Source organism: Nocardia transvalensis, assembly GCF_015477765.1.
Taxonomy (GTDB): Bacteria; Actinomycetota; Actinomycetes; order Mycobacteriales; family Mycobacteriaceae; genus Nocardia; species Nocardia transvalensis_A.
This window is the reverse complement of the sequence record NZ_JADLQQ010000007.1, coordinates 560,786-576,839: the sequence shown is the minus strand read 5'-3', so window position 1 is coordinate 576,839 and position 16,054 is coordinate 560,786. Positions and strand designations below refer to the sequence as shown.

Annotated in this window: 13 protein-coding genes; 6 read left to right on the top strand and 7 right to left on the bottom strand. The window is 65.4% G+C overall.

The features are described from left to right. Position 1: 1 nt before the first annotated feature. The 7 genes from IU452_RS23430 to IU452_RS38345 all read right to left on the bottom strand — a co-directional run bounded on the left by IU452_RS23430 (position 2) and on the right by IU452_RS38345 (position 8,181). Positions 2-583, bottom strand: a complete 582-nt coding sequence (locus IU452_RS23430) for a hypothetical protein (protein ID WP_195111246.1) — start codon at positions 581-583, stop codon at positions 2-4. Between the two features lie 232 nt (positions 584-815). Continuing rightward, on the bottom strand, positions 816-1,223 hold the full coding sequence (locus IU452_RS23425) for a hypothetical protein (RefSeq protein ID WP_195111245.1): 408 nt from the start codon (positions 1,221-1,223) through the stop codon (positions 816-818). A 29-nt stretch (positions 1,224-1,252) separates the two neighbouring features. Next, a complete protein-coding gene (locus tag IU452_RS23420; RefSeq protein WP_195111244.1) occupies positions 1,253-2,614 on the bottom strand; it encodes a MinD/ParA family ATP-binding protein in 1,362 nt (453 codons plus the stop codon). Positions 2,615-2,709: 95 nt separating this feature from the next. Then, positions 2,710-3,912: a M23 family metallopeptidase gene (locus IU452_RS39260; protein ID WP_324192777.1), complete on the bottom strand. Its 1,203-nt coding sequence runs from the start codon at positions 3,910-3,912 to the stop codon at positions 2,710-2,712. Beyond that, a complete protein-coding gene (locus tag IU452_RS23405) occupies positions 3,912-5,744 on the bottom strand; it encodes a cutinase family protein (protein ID WP_195111243.1) in 1,833 nt (610 codons plus the stop codon). The genes IU452_RS39260 and IU452_RS23405 overlap by 1 nt, the downstream gene beginning before the upstream one ends. 631 nt (positions 5,745-6,375) lie before the next feature. Then, positions 6,376-6,648: a hypothetical protein gene (locus tag IU452_RS23400; protein WP_195111242.1), complete on the bottom strand. Its 273-nt coding sequence runs from the start codon at positions 6,646-6,648 to the stop codon at positions 6,376-6,378. A 321-nt stretch (positions 6,649-6,969) separates the two neighbouring features. After that, a complete protein-coding gene (locus IU452_RS38345) occupies positions 6,970-8,181 on the bottom strand; it encodes a cytochrome P450 (RefSeq protein ID WP_195111241.1) in 1,212 nt (403 codons plus the stop codon). A gap of 64 nt (positions 8,182-8,245) precedes the next feature. Between IU452_RS38345 and IU452_RS23390 the strand changes: the two genes are divergently transcribed. From IU452_RS23390 to IU452_RS23365, 6 genes are all read left to right on the top strand, one after another. Then, on the top strand, positions 8,246-9,271 hold the full coding sequence (locus IU452_RS23390; protein WP_195111240.1) for a GAF domain-containing protein: 1,026 nt from the start codon (positions 8,246-8,248) through the stop codon (positions 9,269-9,271). 150 nt (positions 9,272-9,421) lie between these two features. Further along, entirely contained in the window at positions 9,422-10,648 is a 1,227-nt protein-coding gene (locus tag IU452_RS39595; RefSeq protein WP_416382353.1) for a GAF domain-containing protein, read from the top strand. A gap of 308 nt (positions 10,649-10,956) precedes the next feature. Further along, a complete protein-coding gene (locus tag IU452_RS23380; protein WP_195111238.1) occupies positions 10,957-11,469 on the top strand; it encodes a hypothetical protein in 513 nt (170 codons plus the stop codon). Continuing rightward, entirely contained in the window at positions 11,466-12,527 is a 1,062-nt protein-coding gene (locus IU452_RS23375; protein WP_195111237.1) for a tyrosine-type recombinase/integrase, read from the top strand. Before IU452_RS23380 ends, IU452_RS23375 begins: the two co-directional genes overlap by 4 nt. Before the next feature lie 195 nt (positions 12,528-12,722). Further along, complete coding sequence (locus tag IU452_RS23370; protein WP_195111236.1) at positions 12,723-14,894, top strand: MMPL family transporter; 2,172 nt, start codon at positions 12,723-12,725, stop codon at positions 14,892-14,894. Positions 14,895-14,899: 5 nt separating this feature from the next. Continuing rightward, positions 14,900-16,054, top strand: coding sequence for a sensor histidine kinase (locus tag IU452_RS23365; protein WP_195111235.1), 1,155 nt, complete (start codon positions 14,900-14,902; stop codon positions 16,052-16,054).

Here is a 16,054-nt window from a genome sequence, read left to right as displayed (position 1 = left end):
CCTAGTTGATGTAGAAGGAGTAGTAGCCGGGCTGGACCGGCTGGGCCAGTGGGGAATCTGCGGCCGGAGACACGGTCTGGTCGGGAGCGGGGCCGACGTGACCGGTGGTTTCCTTTGCCTTCCAGTCCCCGGCCTCCCACACCAGGTCGATGTTGTGGGTCGACCAAGCGGTGATCACCGATGGGGCTGCTTTGTCGGTGATCGCGCCGCACGAGATCACCATGGTCCACACCGATACTCGCGCCGCAGACGGTGAATAGCTGGTCACGCTGACCGCGGCAGGGACCGAGTTCACCACGTCGCGGCCTTCGCTGCGGTCACGACCGATCTGGATCGACTTCCGCAGTCCTGGCCCGGGATCGCGGGCGATCAATGCGGCGACGACCGCTTCCATCCGGACGCGCCCCTGTCGTGCTTGAGTCAGTGCCTGAATGGTGTTTACGCCTGCGGTGGCGGCGCCGGGCTGATCGTGCGTGTAACCGATTGGGACTCCCGCAACCGAGGCTGTCGGGCCGTGGGCTGCACGGATGGTGATATCCGCACCCTTGTTCCGACGCTGGTCACAGGAGTTCAGGATCAGCACTAGACACAACCCCAGCGCGGTGACAGTGCCCGCGAGAAACAGCCATCGACGCGGCGACCACCTGTGTGCGCCGGGGGCTGCTGGGTCGGCGTTCTGCGCGGGTGCGGACATCGTGTCCGGCGTAAGGTCCGCGAATCTGTTTCTGCTACTTGTCATCTGCTACACCTCCTCCAATGTTGTGACCTGACAGCCAGCCAGGTTCAGGGGCGAATCTCCTTGTGCGACTGTTTGTTCAGTGGCTTCCGCTGACGACGAACAACACGGTGGCGATGATGGGTGAGGCCAGTCCGACCAGCCCAAGTGAGATCAGGGCGTCTTGGAGTTCTTCGCTGCCTTCGGCGAGGTCGTTGGCGTAGCCGCGGGATTTAGCCCGCCGGACCTTGAATGCGCCGACGATCACCCGCACCGACGAACCGATCACCACGAGCGCCCAGATGAAGGCGACCACTCGTTTCCACGACGCGTCTAGTGCGCCGGAGAACAGGCCCAGGTCGGGGCTCACGCCGTCGAGTGGATTCTGGATTCCGTCGGCTCGCGCCGGAGCCGATGCAAGGGCCAGTCCCACGGCGATCAGCGCGCTCTGCGCACTGATCCTCGCTATGATGCGCCGAAACGCCAGCGCCGCAGAGGAATTGAACATGGTGGACCTCCCTCGGGATGGCTGCCGAGTCATCGGCCGGGATCGCTGAGTCGTTCGCCGGTGGCGGGTGCACGGAAATGGCCTGTGAAGGCGGCAGTCCCCTCACGTAATGCGTAGGCGAGCATCCGTCGCTGTTTCACCGTCAGCGAATCCAGATCGTTTGCTACCCATCGGGGTTCGGGGATGAAGTCGCTTTCCAGTGGTGTTTGGTCGTGTGCGAAAGAGTCAGCGATGCCGTCGGCGACCAGAGCCGCCACCTCGGTCCACGCAGCGACGGTGGTCCTGCGCAGCCGTGGCACGACAATGCGTTCTCCGCTGGCGAGGACCGGGTCGAACGGCACACCGACCACGCGCTGCACTCCGGCGGTGCTCAGCGCTTCGGCTGCCATGCCGGAATCACCCCCGGCCGCCAGGACGACCACCGCGGCGGCCGCGAGTTCGTCGTGACCGTCGTCGGCGATCCCGTCCAGCAGCCGCAGGGCCGCGACCACGGCGTCGCGACGGCCGATCACGGGGACAACGAGCTGCGTGGCGTGCTCGATCGCCCAGCGGAACGCGGGCGCGCGGTCGTTGTTGCCGGTGTCGGCCACGACGAGAGAACGATGGCGGCGCAGCACCGCCCAGATGGCCGCGCACTCCTCGGTGCCGACGCAGCAGCTGCCGCCAGGTGCGTGGTCGGAGGCCAGTACCTCGTCCAGGGTCGGCTGCCGATGCAGGAACCGGGCCAGGCCGGAGGCGTCCGCGTTCGCCGAACACAGCTGGCGGGCGTGTCCGAGAACATCCCACACCGTCTCCGGACCCGTCGAGACCGCGGCGCGGTCCGCCAAGGTGCCGCAGGCTTCGTTGGCGTCCCAGGCCACGACCTGGCCGCCGCGATGCTGAGCGAACAACGCCGACAACAGCACCACGGCAGGGGTCACGCCGGTGCCGCCCTTCGGGTTGGCCACCACCACGAGCGGTGTCCCGGCCAGCGGCTGACGGATCCGCTCCACGGCGTGGCGATACGCCACTTCCGCACTCTCCCGGCGTGGTCGCAAGCGCAGTCCGAGACTGTTCAGCGCGCCCCGCCACCCCCATTGCGCCGGATCGGTCTCCACACCCGGGGCAGGGTGGCGCAGCATCGCCAGCCGCGCTTCCCGCACCGCGGCGACCTCCCGCGCATCCGGTCCCGATCCCTCCAGATTCTCCGCGCCGACCCCATAGGGATCCGAAATGTCCTGCCCCGCATCACTGTCGGCTGCCTGTCGGCCGGTGTTGGCGGGCTCCTGTGCTGCAGCGTCCGGCGATCCGGCCGGGCGAAGTCGCTGTCGGCGAAGATCGACCGGCCGTTCAGCGGTGTAATCCTCACGCTCACCGGCGATGTCGCCGGTGCCTGTCGGGTGTTCGGTCACGGTGACCTCCTTCGGTTGGTCAACCTTTGGCTCAGTGGCCGGGCCGCGGAACTGGGTGCTGGGTAAGGGCTCTGTCGAACTGGATGTCCCATTGATCATGTCGCTCCCCCACCGGCACGGATATCCGGTCGCTGGGTGGAGAGTCCGGTGTAGTAGCGAGTGGCCAGTTCCGGGATCGTGCGGACGTAGGTCCGGGTTTCGGCGTTCTGGCAGACCCCGCCCTGATCGAGGGTGTTCTGGGCGCCGCAGTTGTACATGCTCAACCACAGCTCGGTCAGCTCACCGCGTAAGCGACCTTCTGCTAGAGCGGTTTTCGCGATACCGATCAGCTCGCACGCGTACTTGCCCTGCGACACCACCGCATCCGGTATCGAGAACACATCCGCAGTCCCGTCACCGTCACCATCCACACCGTGCCCGGCCCAGGTGCCGGGCATGAACTGAGCCGGTCCCAATGCCCCGGCAGGCGAGCGGGCCCAGCGGTTGAATCCCGACTCCTGCCGCAGCTGCGCCGCCACGATGGGCTCCGACAGCCCCGGGCACTGGACCGCAGCCTTGCGGATCCACAGCTCAAATTCCGGCGGCACCAACCCGGGTAACAACGGACTGCCCCCGAAGGTCGGCGCACATCCCACTGCGGCTGTGGTCGAACCTCGTCCACGCTGGGAGCGTGACGTCATCCCGAACCCGCCCGAAAGCCCCACCTGCTGCGCCGGGCCGCGCGCTTCCTCCGGCGGGGTCGCCCCGAGCCAGGGCATCGGGTCCACGGCGCCTCCGCCCTGAAATCGGCCCCCCGGCCAGACTTCGAAATGCAGGTGCGGGCCGGTGGATGCGCCCGCGCTGCCGACCGCACCGATCTGCTGGCCCGCGCGCACGGTCTCGTTCACGCGGACCAGGACACCATCGCCGAACATGTGCCCGTACACCGTCGACACCAGCCCGTCCGGGCGCTGGCTGTCCACGACGATCCAGTTCCCGAACCCCGACGCCGGCCCAGCCGCCACCACCCTGCCATCCAGCGCCGCGAGGATCGCGGTGCCCCGAGGTGCAGCCAGATCTACGCCGCTGTGGAACCCGTCGTCGCGCGGCCCGAACGGTGAGGACACCGTGTAGCTGCCCGCCGGTAGCGGGAACACTGCGTGCTGTGACGACATTGGCTGCTGGCGTGACACCCGCGGTATATCCGGGAGGCAACGCGGATCCGGCGGTGTCCGGTCGCCAGCGCCGATCAGCAGCAATCCCGCTGCGGCCGGTACCGCGCTGACCGCCACCAGCGCTCGTATCGGTCCGGTGCTCATCACACCAGTCCGAGCGACCGGATCCGGTTGGTGAACCAGTCGGCCAGCCACTGCGTCGCGGTCCGCTGCCCATCGACGACGTACTGGTCGTAGCCCTGATGCACTCCCGACCCGAAAAACGAAGCGGCGCTGAACCCTTCCGATGCCAGCTGCGCCAACGCATCCGCACCCTGCACGAGCTGCGTGTCCGTCAGCGACCGGGCCACCCCCGACAAGTCCTGCCCACCAGTCGCGAAGTCGCTCGACTTCGGTGCGCCCGTCAGAGTGTCGACCGCGATGGTGGCAAATCCCAACAGTGTCGGTATGAACGCTGTTGCGCGAGTAGCGATATCGACTGGATTCGCGCCTGCGGCAATGGCTTCGACGATCTGCCACAGGTTCTCCTGCAGATGCCCGATCTGCGCGGCTAGCGCCGCTACATCCAGGTTGGCCAGTAGCCCTACCAGCACGGAGATGATCTGCGCGGCCCCGCTGCTGTCCGGGATCAAACCGATCAACCCGGACACGGTGTGCAAGTCGACTCCCGCTGCCAACCGCACCATGGGCTCGAACGCGGTATTCACCTTCCCGAACAGCTCGTGCAAGCCGCGCACCTTCGTTGCCAGGTCCATCGCTGGGTCACCGATCAGGCCCACGATCCGGTTCAGCACCTCGAGCAGGCCGGGAAGGTTTCCGGCGAACCGCAGCCCGTTCACCGCCACGTTGGTGACCTGGTCCACCAGGACCGATGGCTTCAGCACCGACAACACCCGTGACGCGTCACTGAGCATGTCGGCTGGGGAGGTCGCCACCGATTCGGTCAGCGGCACCGTCGCAGACGCCACCCGATCAGCCGCAGCCGCCAGCTCTCCGTTGTCGGCGTGCCCCGCCCCGAGGGACGCGATCTGAGACCCGATGGATGCCAGCGCATCCAGCGCGCCAGTCAGATCCGATTGCGACGTAGCGCCCAAGATCTGCCCCGCGACGCGATCCGGTGAGCCCTCGGCGGCATCCGCCAGCCGCGCCTGAGCCCCGGGATTTCCTGCCGCCCACGCCGCGAGGTCCCCGAGCGGCCGTAGCGTCGCCGTCAGGGTCTCCACGCTGCGAGAGATCTGCCCCGGATCCGGATGCCCGGAACTCACCTGCGCCACCAGCGCCTCGATCGCCGACAGAACCTGGTCCAGATGCACCTCGCCGAAGTTCGACACCAGCGACCGCGTCAAATCCGTCAACGCCCCGTCGGTGCCGACCCCCTCCGCGCTCTGCCCACTCTGGCCGGCCGGTCCCGTCGGCTGCGACAGCACACGCCCCAGTCCCGACAGAATCGGATGCTGTGCGGCATCGGTGGAGCAATACAGGTCCTGGTCGGCACAGATCTCCGCAGTGACCCCCGACAACTGGCAAAAGCCTGACCGCGCACCGGCAATTCCCTGACCATCGACCTGCGGGCCGACCAGCCTGTCCCCCGCCGCACCACGACGCGGGTCCGCGATCAACCCGACCGCCAGCACACGATCAGCAGATACCGGCTCCCCCGAGCATCCGATCGACGTAACCACGTCGCCCACCGCGTCGGCGCCCTGGCTGTACCCAGCAACCACGAACTTCGTTGCCGGACAACGATTACCGAAGTCCGACACCACACGGCGCACCGCGGCCACGCCAGTGGCCTTGCTGTCACCGTAGGGTATCCGATCGAACGCCGCGGCAGCATAAGCCGGGAACCGGTAGGCGAACCGGTCACCGAACCGCTGCGCCAGCTCCGTCGCCACCGGCGCCAGCAGACCCACGGGTGCGCGCTCGTCTGCCTGCGCGCTCGTCTCCCATGTGCCCGGCACAAACACACCGGCCACTACAGGGCACTCCCGGTTCGGGTAATCGCTACCACTCTGAGCTTTCGCGACGCCTGGTACGACGCCGGCCACTACCGTCGCCCCGGTGATCGCACCGATCAGAAGGCACCGGAGGCGATAGGGCTTGGTTCCAGCCGATGGGTCCCCGCCCAAGACAATGTCTTTCACAGGCCGCTCCGGCGATCCGCGTTGCGCCGAGACGCAACCCAGGCGTCCACCTTCGACTGCTCCAGCCGCAGCGGTGCATTCGGCGCATCCCCACTCTTCCACGCCTTCGAATACAGCTCGTGTCCCACCACACGCAAATGACGAATCCGATCCGGGGAATCCCCAGTCCGGGCACTGATTTCGTGAATATTCAGAATGCGATCAGTTCCATCACGGGCACCGCATCGATCACACATGCCAGCCGTCACCGCGCACCTCCAATCACCCGCCTTCGCCAACGGGCGTAGGGGAGCCAGCCTCTGCCCTATTGCCTGGCGGCCTGACTGACGCACCAGCACATCCGGTACACCCACCAGTAAAAGATCGCGGAGAACCTAGCTCGCTCTTCGGACGGGTTCGTACAAACCAATCGAATGAATTTATGTCGCAACAGAATCCCGAGTAGCGACAACCAGAAAACTCTCTACGCCGAGCACTCGCGTGGGCGATGCTGACGCAAGCCAACATCACGCCACTCACGCATCGGCTGATCTCGCGTGCGGCGCTGCTGGCGCACCAACCTCCGCCGACGCAGGATCCCGTCGATCTCTTCGTCGTACAGCCGCTCGAGCCGTTCGCTCAGCGTTTCATCACACAGCACGCTGGTCCGTCTGCAACCTGGCGTTCGGAGATCGCTCCGGTTCGCTTGGTCGCCGAACATCTCATCATTGCTGCTGTGCAGAGACGGTGCACGCATCGTTACCTCCTCGAGCCAACCCACGATCCGCGAAAGCACTATCGTGCAGAGATTTTTCTTGGGATCGTGGCGACTGCACCGGCCGACGCCCGCGACACTGCAGCCACATGGCACGCAATGACATGCAGAGCGGGAAAAGAAAGGATGCCGGTCGGCCTTCATCCGGTTCCGCTTCTGCGGTTGCCGGGAGCCCCCGAAAGCCAGGGAGGAACACCAATGTAACTCACATCACACTCGGCCGCAACCTATGGGCAACCGACCATATGTCCCAGGCAGCTCTGGAGCGCAACATCCTCAATCCAGGTAGTCCTTCGGTCGGTGTCACGTACCCCTGGAAAGGATTACGGGCAGGGATTCAAGCCTGCGGAAGAAGATGCTGCGCCGCCATCGAAGCGATTCAGCGGGGATGGCGAGGCTGATGTGCGGATAACGCTCGACCAAGCGGGTAATTGCTGCAGTCGCCTCGACACGAGCCAGACGCGCACCGAGGCAGTGGTGGATTCCGGCGCCGAAGGACATGTGCTGAACAGAGCGACCGGCATCAAATGTGTCTGGGTCGCTGATAATTGCCGGGTCGTGGTTCGCCGCCAGCAGCGACACCATCAGTAGTTCCCCTCGGCTGACGTGAACTCCGGCGAGGTCGAGGTCCGTATGCGCCTGACGCAGTGTCGCGACCGGCAACGGGGGATCGGTGCGCAGGGTTTCATCGATGACAGCACCGAGCCGGACCGGGTCCGAGCGCACCCGGTCGAACTCTTCCGGGTCCCGCAACAGCGCAAGCATGGTCCCGAGGATCAGGTTCGATGTGGTTTCGTGCCCGGCGATCAACAGCAGCGCGACCGTCGACAAGGCTTCCTTCAGATTCAGCTCACCAGCACCCATATGGCGAGTCAGCGAGGTGATCAGGTCGTCGCGCGGACGCAGTCGACGGGACGCGAAGTACGGCAAGATCAAACGGGCGAAATCGATGCTGGCACGGCGTAATTCACCAGCGTCGGCAACGGTGACGTCGGACAGGACAGCCGAAGATCGTTCGATGCGGTGCCGGTGCCGGTCGGAGATGCCGGTGATTCGGCAGATCACGGCGACCGGCAGTGGGCACGCCAATGCCGACACCAAGTCCACCGGCCCCGGGAAGTCCATAGCGTCGACAAAGTCAGTGGCAAGAGCGTCGATACGTGGTGTCAACGCGGTGACAGCGCGAGGGCTGAAGTGGTCGGATACTGCTTTTCGTAACCGCGTGTGGTCGGGAGGATCGGCGCCGAGCATGTGCGTAACGACCCATTCGGTGGCGTATCGCAACAGCCGTTGCCGCATTCCGACGCGAGTCCCGTCGGCAGCCGAGACACCGAGCATGGTGTCACGGCCCTTGCCGATCCGCGGGTCCGTGAGCACGGTGCGTGCCAGAGGTTCAGCGGTTACCAGCCACCCGTGGACCCCGGACGGAGTGGTGAACCGGTGGATCGGCCCGCGCTGGTGCACCTGACGGTAGAACAGGTGTGGGTCACGGAAATAGGTGTCACCGAAGATCACAGTTTCTGTTGGCATCATTCCCCATTTTCGTGACCCTAGGACAGGAAAAGCGCATCATGACGGCATGGCCGACAAAATCCTACGACAGGAAGAACACTCACGGTCACCGCAGTGGCTGCTCATTGAAACGTTCGGTGAACTGGACGGTAACTACACCATCGTCGACTGGGGTGGCCGCCCGAAGGAATTCCTCCCACTAGAAAAGGCGGTGAAGGGAGCGGCAGCCAAGATCAAGCAGGCCATCGCTACGGTTGCCCACACCCACGAACCCCTGTCGGCAACCGGGGCCGGCCACCGAGTCGAGGCACATCCGCACTTCGTCGGCACACGGTTGCACGGCGTACAGGTGTGGTCGGGCACCGAGAACCAATCTCCACCGGAACGGCCGAAAGCCGGGTCGTGGGACATCAACCTCACAACCTTGACTGCCCTCGGCAGCCCGGAATGGGCCGAACTCGCCGACATCCCTGAGGACGAACGCGGCCAGGAACGGTCAGTGGCGAACATGTTCGCCCAGGTCAAGACCGATGCGAGGGAACTGCAGGCGATGAAGCGCATCATCGCAGCCGTCCCTGGCAGCACCCACCAGGGCATTTGGACGGTCTACCGTCGCGACGGCTCACGCTGCCGAGCGCATTTCTCCTGCCGCATCTACGAACAGCTCGTCAACGGTGAGATCCATCGTGTCGCGCGTGGCATCAGCCAAGAAGTCACCACAGGCTCCGACGGGCAGCCAGAACCCTTGGTGCTGCTCGAACACCGGCTACTCGAAGCCGACGTGCCCGTCGGCGAGTATCGCGCGCTGATTAACCTGCGCAATCTCCGCTTGATCCGATGGGTGCACGGCTCCCCGATCCCCGATCAGATCGCATGGCGCAATGTCAAAGGCGAGCCCACACCGGAAGTCCACCCCGACGACCGCCGCACCATGATCGACATGGCCAAGGGTCTCGCCAAGTCCAGCACCAGCGGCCACCTACGCGTCCGCGGCACCGACGGCAGTTGGATCCCCATTACCGCCAACGCCAGCCTCGTCGCCATCGACCAGGAAACCACTGCTGGTCTTGTGAAATTCACTATCGATCGCTGAGGATTTGCGAGTTACAATCGGACATTGCGCTCCCGCTGTCAGCGGGAATCCGGCTGTGGTCGGTTCCTCGTGGACCACGCCAGGCAGCGTTCGGCGGGACCCCCAAACCGCCGAAAGCGACTGACGCTTGCCTGGAAAGGAGCCGGACAAATGACCAATTCATATGCTCGGGACGCACTCACGCCTCACCACGCAACCGGACTTTCGGCAAGCCACGTGTGCGCAGGTGCACCGGACGGAGGCGTATCAACGCCAGAAACCCTGATGCACACGGGTCAGACCGAATTCCCCTCCGAGAACGGGGCCGGCTCGGACGTCCCCCATCCGGATCCACCATCCCCGGCCAACATGCCAAGACGGATCACTTCCTTCGCACACTGCCGCCAGCCGCGACGCTCACCTGACCGCTGGGTAGTGGTCGAAACACTCAGTGCAATACACACTCCGTCAGTGATCGTCGACGGTAGTTTCCGCCGCCGATTCGCCAACCTCAATCGAGTTAGCATCGCTACTAGCGCCGCAATCGCCCGACGCCTCGGTCCCCTCGTCGGACGCTGTCTGACTACCCGGCGAACCGAGTTCGACGAAACTCGCCTCCCATCCGGACCAATGCTACGCATCGTAGCTGTGCCAGTCTTCGGACCCACTGATCATGTTTTCGGTGTCGCCCTCTGGGCCGGTGCGCCCTCCGAACGCACTCCACCTCCTCCTCCGAGCGGAACCATCGAATGGAATGCCGACACCGGAACCTGTGTGGCATCAGCCGCACTCCGACGACTACTCGAGCTACCAGCAGGCGGAACACGCACTCACACAACGCTTTCCGTCCTGATGTCATGCTTCGACCGCTGGGACGATCGAGCCGGATTTCTCGCATTATTCGACCCGAACGAACCAGACCATTCCTGGGTCGGAACAGCCACAACCCGCTCACCTGAAGGCACCCGCCGAATCCTCCATATCGCCGCCAGGACCTCCCCGGCTGCCGATGCTATCCGCGCGATCGTCTGCGACATGTCCACTGTCGAAAGCGCACCCCCACCTGACTGTGCGGCGGCGGCCCTACGCCACATACCCCTCACTCCCGGACACGCAGTTGGCATTATCGATCTCAACACTCGCCTTATCCACGAATGGATCACCGCCGACCACGACCCCCTCGCCTGCTGGCGCCATCACCCCCCTCAAATCCACTCGGACGACGCGCGAGCAATCGAGGATGCTTGCGTACGCCTTCTGGCCGGAACTCCCAGGGCCACCGCGGTGTTCAGAGTCAGTCTCAACAACGACTGGATCACCGTACGAGCTCACTGGAGCCTCATCTGTCATGGCACCCAACCGCAAGCCCTAATCGAGGTCACCATATTGCCCGAATAGAACGATCGCGGACAGCCTTGGGGCGAACCGGTCTCGGATTCAGTGACGGTATGCCCGGTTGATGCGAGCATCGGGATGTCATGGGCTCTTCGTCAGAAGATTGCCGCCGGGTAGATTTCGGAGATACCCTGGTTTCATTTGTCAGCCGTGCGACGGCAATCAACCCGGCAACCGACAGACGGAGCCGGATGAAGATAATTGGCAGGCCCGCGCAGCAAGAGCAGAATGGGCAGGTACTCCTGCAGATTTCTCGTTGAACCGAGCGATAGGCCGGTCTGCCAGACCTTCCCACGGCGGGAGGTGCTCCTATGGTTGAGTTCGATGGCAACGATAATCCCGCACACAAGTCGGTGCGGGGAGAAAAGCCGAAGTCCCTGGAAAATCACATATCGTTCGGGTATCTCTTCAACACCACAGCACGAGAGTCGCGATTTCCCCCTATCGAGTTCGAGCGGCCTCCAGCAATGAGTGACTCGCGCATTGAACGATTCCGCTGCGCGACAACGCCGATCGACGCGCGCGGCCGTGCCGCGGACCGCTCCGTCATCAGGGAACTCGGGTGGCAACCCGGCCAGCCGATATCGATCAGCCTCGAGGGTCCCGAGGTCGTTGTCCGAGCCATGCTGACGTCCAAGCAGCGAATCAGCCCGTCCGGCTATCTCTACTTGCCTGCAGCAGCACGCCACGCCTGGGGCATTCGTGCAGGTGACCGGGTGCTCCTGGCAGGAGGATCGGACCGCGGAGTCCTGGTTGTCTATTCGATGGCCGCGGTCGCAGCGGCGTTGTCGAGGTTGTCGCCCGGCACCTGGCCCCCGTCATGAGTTCCGCCGATATCGAAACCGCCCTCCACCTCATCGGCCGTCTCGGCCTCCGACTCGAAGACCTCACAACCGCTCACGCCGGCACCAAGGCGCTACCCACCTTCCGGGAGTACCTCCAGCGACTACGAGTATCCGTTCCTGCCAGCACCCTCGAGGTTTATGGAAGCTACTGGCGGATTATCGAAATGCACTGGGGTGAGAGAACTCTCGACGAGCCGGACGCCCTCGAGATTGAACAGCTGGTCAACGAACACCGAACGCGGGCCGCTGTCAGGTGCAATTCACGCGGCGGCTATGCGGCTGCCCTCAACTTCATCTCGGCGTTCCGCTGTCTGTATCGACATGCCGAGCAGGATCGCTTGATCCACCCCTATGACAACCCCGCGAGCCACGTCGCCAAGCCGGCCCAACGTCCCAGCGCCCGCCACGCATTGAGTCGCGAGCAAGTATTGGAGCTCGCGCACGTCGCGTCAACGACCGGGAATGACTGCGAACTGGACTCATTACTGGTCCGCCTGCATATCGAAACCGCCTGCAGACGAAGCGGTGCACTCAACCTGCGTGTGAATGGACTCGACGCGGACGACTGTTTGGTGCAACTGGTCGAAAAGGGCGGGACGAGTCGCTGGCAACCAGTCTCACCGACACTAATGAGCCATCTGCAGTCACACATCCAACGACGCGGAGGCATTGCCACCACCGACCATGTCCTGCGATATCGCCGTGGTCGCGCGATGGGGCCGCGCCGCTACGACACGCTGACAGCTCGACTTCGCCAGCACCTCAGCTGGGCCGCATCACTCGGTGTCACTCCCCACTGGATCCGTCACACGACCCTCACCTTCGTAGAACGGGAGTGCGGCTACGCGGTCGCACGCGCATTCGCCGGCCACACCACTGCCAGCAATTGGATGGGGGCCACGCACACCTACGTTCGGGCCACGATTCACGAAGTCGCCGAGGCGGTGGAGCTGCTAACCGGCGAACCGCATCCCCTTGCCAGCGGCCGCCACGCCGACGTGCTACCAATCGAGTGCGACTTCAACGGACGAAAGTAGTACTGTGTAGGATATTAACCCGCATTTCTCGCGAATTCGCGTCGGGAAAGTGTTCATGTCGTAGTAGAAAAACTTTCCTTAGCGGATCGGCAGGCCGTCGGTGCCGCGGAGGACCTGTGTCCACCGGATGGTGGACGCGAGGTTCCATCGGTCGAGCCTGTCGATGGCACAGTCGTCGCGACGAGCATTCACGCTATGCGAAATCGTGGGATAGGTTTGGCGCGCTGGAGCATTCGGCACCCCTGGCGGGCGATCGGCGGGTGGTTGCTGTTTGTGCTGTTGTGCATCGGTGTGGGGGTGGGGATCGGTGGGAAGGATGCCGCCACCGAGGATTTCTGGATCGGAGAGGCGGGCCGTGGCGAGGCGATGGCCACGCAGGGCGGGCTGCAGCAGCGGCCGCTGGAACGGGTGCTGATCACCGCCCGGCCGGGCGATCGACTGGATCCGGCGGACGCGGCGGCCGCCGCACAGGAGATCACCGAACGGATGCGGGCGCTGCCGGAAGTGGAATCGGTTGCCGCACCTGTGTATTCGGATGATTCGTCGGCGTTGCGGGTCGATGTCACGATGCGCGGGCCGGAACTCGAGGGCGACGAGAAGGTGGGGGCGTTGCGTGCGCAGACCGCGCAGGTGCAGGACGCGCATCCCGGTCTTCGAGTCGAGGAGACCGGTGGGCCCTCCATCGGCAGCGGGGTCGACGAGTTACGCGGCCGGGATCTGGCTCGTACCGAGATGATCGCGGTGCCGATCACTCTGATCACCCTGTTGATGGTCTTCCGGTCGGTGGTGATGGCGTTGGTGCCGCTGCTGCTGGCGATCTCATCGATCGTCGCGGCCATCGGTCTGTCGCTGCCGGTGTCACATCTGGTGCCCGACAACGGCATCGGGACCAATATCATCCTGCTGATCGGGATGGCGGTCGGCGTCGACTACACGTTGTTCTATCTGAAACGAGAGCGAGAGGAGCGCGCGCGGGCAGCCGGTCGGCTCGACGCGCCGGCGGTGGTGAGTCTGGCGGCGGCTACGTCGGGCCGGGCGGTGGTGGTGTCGGGGCTGGCCGTCGCGGTGTCGAGCGCCACCATGTATCTCGCCGACGACGTCATATTCGCCTCGATCGGCACCTCGGCAATTCTGGTCACCTCGGTCGCCGTGCTCAGCTCGCTGACCGTGCTCCCCGCCCTGTTGACCGTCCTGGGGGCCCGGGCCGACCGCCGTAACGCACGCACACCGGCACACAGCAGTCGACCGAAGTCCGCGCCCGGGCGGATCTCCGCCGCGATACTGCGCCCCGCCGCCCGATACCCGAGGGCCACATTGCTTGTCGCGGTGCCGATGATGCTCGCCGCCGCGGCACCCCTGCTCGGCCTCGAGTTGACCGATATGGGCCAGGAGACCCATCCGCGCAGCATCCCGGCCATGCAGGCCTACGACCGGCTCAATCAGGCCTTCCCGCACCTGAAGTCGAGGCATCAGGTGGTGGTGGTCGCCGATCCCGCTCGCGCGGACGAGGTGACCGGCGCCCTGCAGGAGCTGGCCCGGCGCGCACAAGCTGATCCGGCGCTCGCGGGCGCGGCCGAGCTGCGCCGCTCGCCGAACGGGGTCGCGCTGCTCGAGCTGGCGGTGCCGCACTACGTGAGCGACAACGCGGCACGGGCGTCGCTGGAGCGGCTGCGCGGCGAGTACGTGCCGGAAACCGTCGGCGCGCTGCCCGATGTGGAATCGGCCGTGACCGGCGATGTCGCCCGCTACGCCGATTACCCCGCGCACCAGAGACAGCAGCTGCCCCTGATCATCGGTGCCCTGCTGCTGGTGACCTTCCTGCTGACGGTGTGGGCGTTCCGGTCGGTCGTCCTCGGCCTGGTCGGTGTCGTGCTCAACCTGCTCTCCGCCGCGGCCGCGCTCGGTCTGCTGACCCTGGTGTTCCAGTACACCTGGGCCGAGGGTCTGCTCGACTTCCATTCGACCGGCACCATCGGCTCCCGGGTTCCGTTGCTGCTGTTGGTGATCCTGTTCGGACTGTCGATGGATTACCAGGTATTCGTGCTCAGCCGGATCCGGGAGGCGGCGCGCAGCGGCGTGCCGACTCGCCGCGCGATACTCGACGGCGTCGGCGGTTCGGCGAGCGTGGTCACCAGCGCCGCGGTCGTCATGCTGACCGTGTTCGCCAGCTTCATCCCGCTGCACATCATCGAGATGAAACAGATGGGGTTCGCCCTCGCGGTGGCCGTGCTGCTCGACGCCTTCGTCATCAGGATCCTGATCCTGCCCGCGCTGCTGCTGGTGCTCGGTGACCGATGCTGGTGGCCGGTGCGCCCGCAGGCCGAGACAGCCGAATCGGCAGGTCGAGCCCCGGTGTACGTAGGCTGAGTGAAATGGATCAACTGCCGCAGCTCGCGGTGCGCGCGCTGCACCGCTGGTACCTCGCCATCTGGGTGCTGTTCGGGCTGATCCCGCCGATGATCGCGGTCCTGGATCGCAGCAGCACAACGAAGTTCGTGACGGTGACGTCGATGGCCGCGCTCGCCGCCGCCTACGTCACCGTGGTGCGGCGGCCCCGGCTGCTGCGTCCGAGTGCGTTCCTCGGCCTGCTCGTCGTGCTGCTCGGCGTCATGTCCTACGTGCTCGAGGGTGGGGCCGCATTCTTCATCGTGTCGCTCCCGATGTTCTGGATCCACACCTCGAGCCCGGGGCGGGCGGCCGCCTGGACCGGCATCGGCGCGGTGGCGAGCCTGGCCGGGGCCGTCATCCGGCGTGATTTCTTCACCGGCAACGTCGCTTTCACGTTGCTCGGTTGCGCGGGCGGCATCCTGATCGGGCTGTGGATGTACCGGGTCGTACGGCACAGCGACGAACGCGCCGGACGGTTGCGCGCCGAACTCGAACAGGCGCAGGCCCGGCTGGCCGAGGCGCATCAACGGCAGGGCGCCACCGAGGAGCGGGAACGGATCGCACGCGAGATCCACGACACCCTGGCCCAGGGTTTCGCCTCCATCGTCGTACTCTCCCAGGCCGCACGCGCCGCCCTGGACACCGCACCGGAGCGGGCGGCCGAGCAGTTGCTGTCGATCGAACGCACCGCACGCGACAACCTCGCCGAGGCACGCATTCTCGTCGGTGCGGACCCGCACGGCCGCGTCGCGTCGACGACGCTCGCGGACCTGTTGCGCCGCACGGTGGATCGATTCCGCGAGGACACCGGGCTCACCGTCACCGCCGATCTCCCGGACCTGGACTGCGACCAGCCGACCCGCGTCGCCCTGCTGCGCTGTACCCAGGAATCACTGGCGAATGTCCGCAAGCACGCCGCCGCGGGCACGGTCGGTGTCGTCCTCACCCGGTATTCGCACCGCATCGAGCTGGAAATCACCGACGACGGCCGCGGTTTCACCCCCGCCGAGGCCAGGGGCTTCGGCCTGCACGGCATGCGCAAGCGGCTGGCCGAACTCGGCGGCGCACTGACCGTCACCAGCTCACCCGGCGATGGCACCCGCGTGCTCGCCACCATTCCCGCGAACGGACAGCTCTGA

Excerpts from the sequence above, each read along its gene's own strand:
- IU452_RS23375 (WP_195111237.1), top strand. The coding sequence starts at position 11,466 with ATGAGTTCCGCCGATATCGAAACCGCCCTCCACCTCATCGGCCGTCTC.
- IU452_RS23370 (WP_195111236.1), top strand. The coding sequence starts at position 12,723 with ATGCGAAATCGTGGGATAGGTTTGGCGCGCTGGAGCATTCGGCACCCC.
- IU452_RS23425 (WP_195111245.1), bottom strand. The coding sequence starts at position 1,223 with ATGTTCAATTCCTCTGCGGCGCTGGCGTTTCGGCGCATCATAGCGAGG.
- IU452_RS23390 (WP_195111240.1), top strand. The coding sequence starts at position 8,246 with ATGGCCGACAAAATCCTACGACAGGAAGAACACTCACGGTCACCGCAG.
- IU452_RS39260 (WP_324192777.1), bottom strand. The coding sequence starts at position 3,912 with ATGAGCACCGGACCGATACGAGCGCTGGTGGCGGTCAGCGCGGTACCG.
- IU452_RS23400 (WP_195111242.1), bottom strand. The coding sequence starts at position 6,648 with ATGCGTGCACCGTCTCTGCACAGCAGCAATGATGAGATGTTCGGCGAC.
- IU452_RS23380 (WP_195111238.1), top strand. The coding sequence starts at position 10,957 with ATGGTTGAGTTCGATGGCAACGATAATCCCGCACACAAGTCGGTGCGG.
- IU452_RS39595 (WP_416382353.1), top strand. The coding sequence starts at position 9,422 with ATGACCAATTCATATGCTCGGGACGCACTCACGCCTCACCACGCAACC.
- IU452_RS23365 (WP_195111235.1), top strand. The coding sequence starts at position 14,900 with ATGGATCAACTGCCGCAGCTCGCGGTGCGCGCGCTGCACCGCTGGTAC.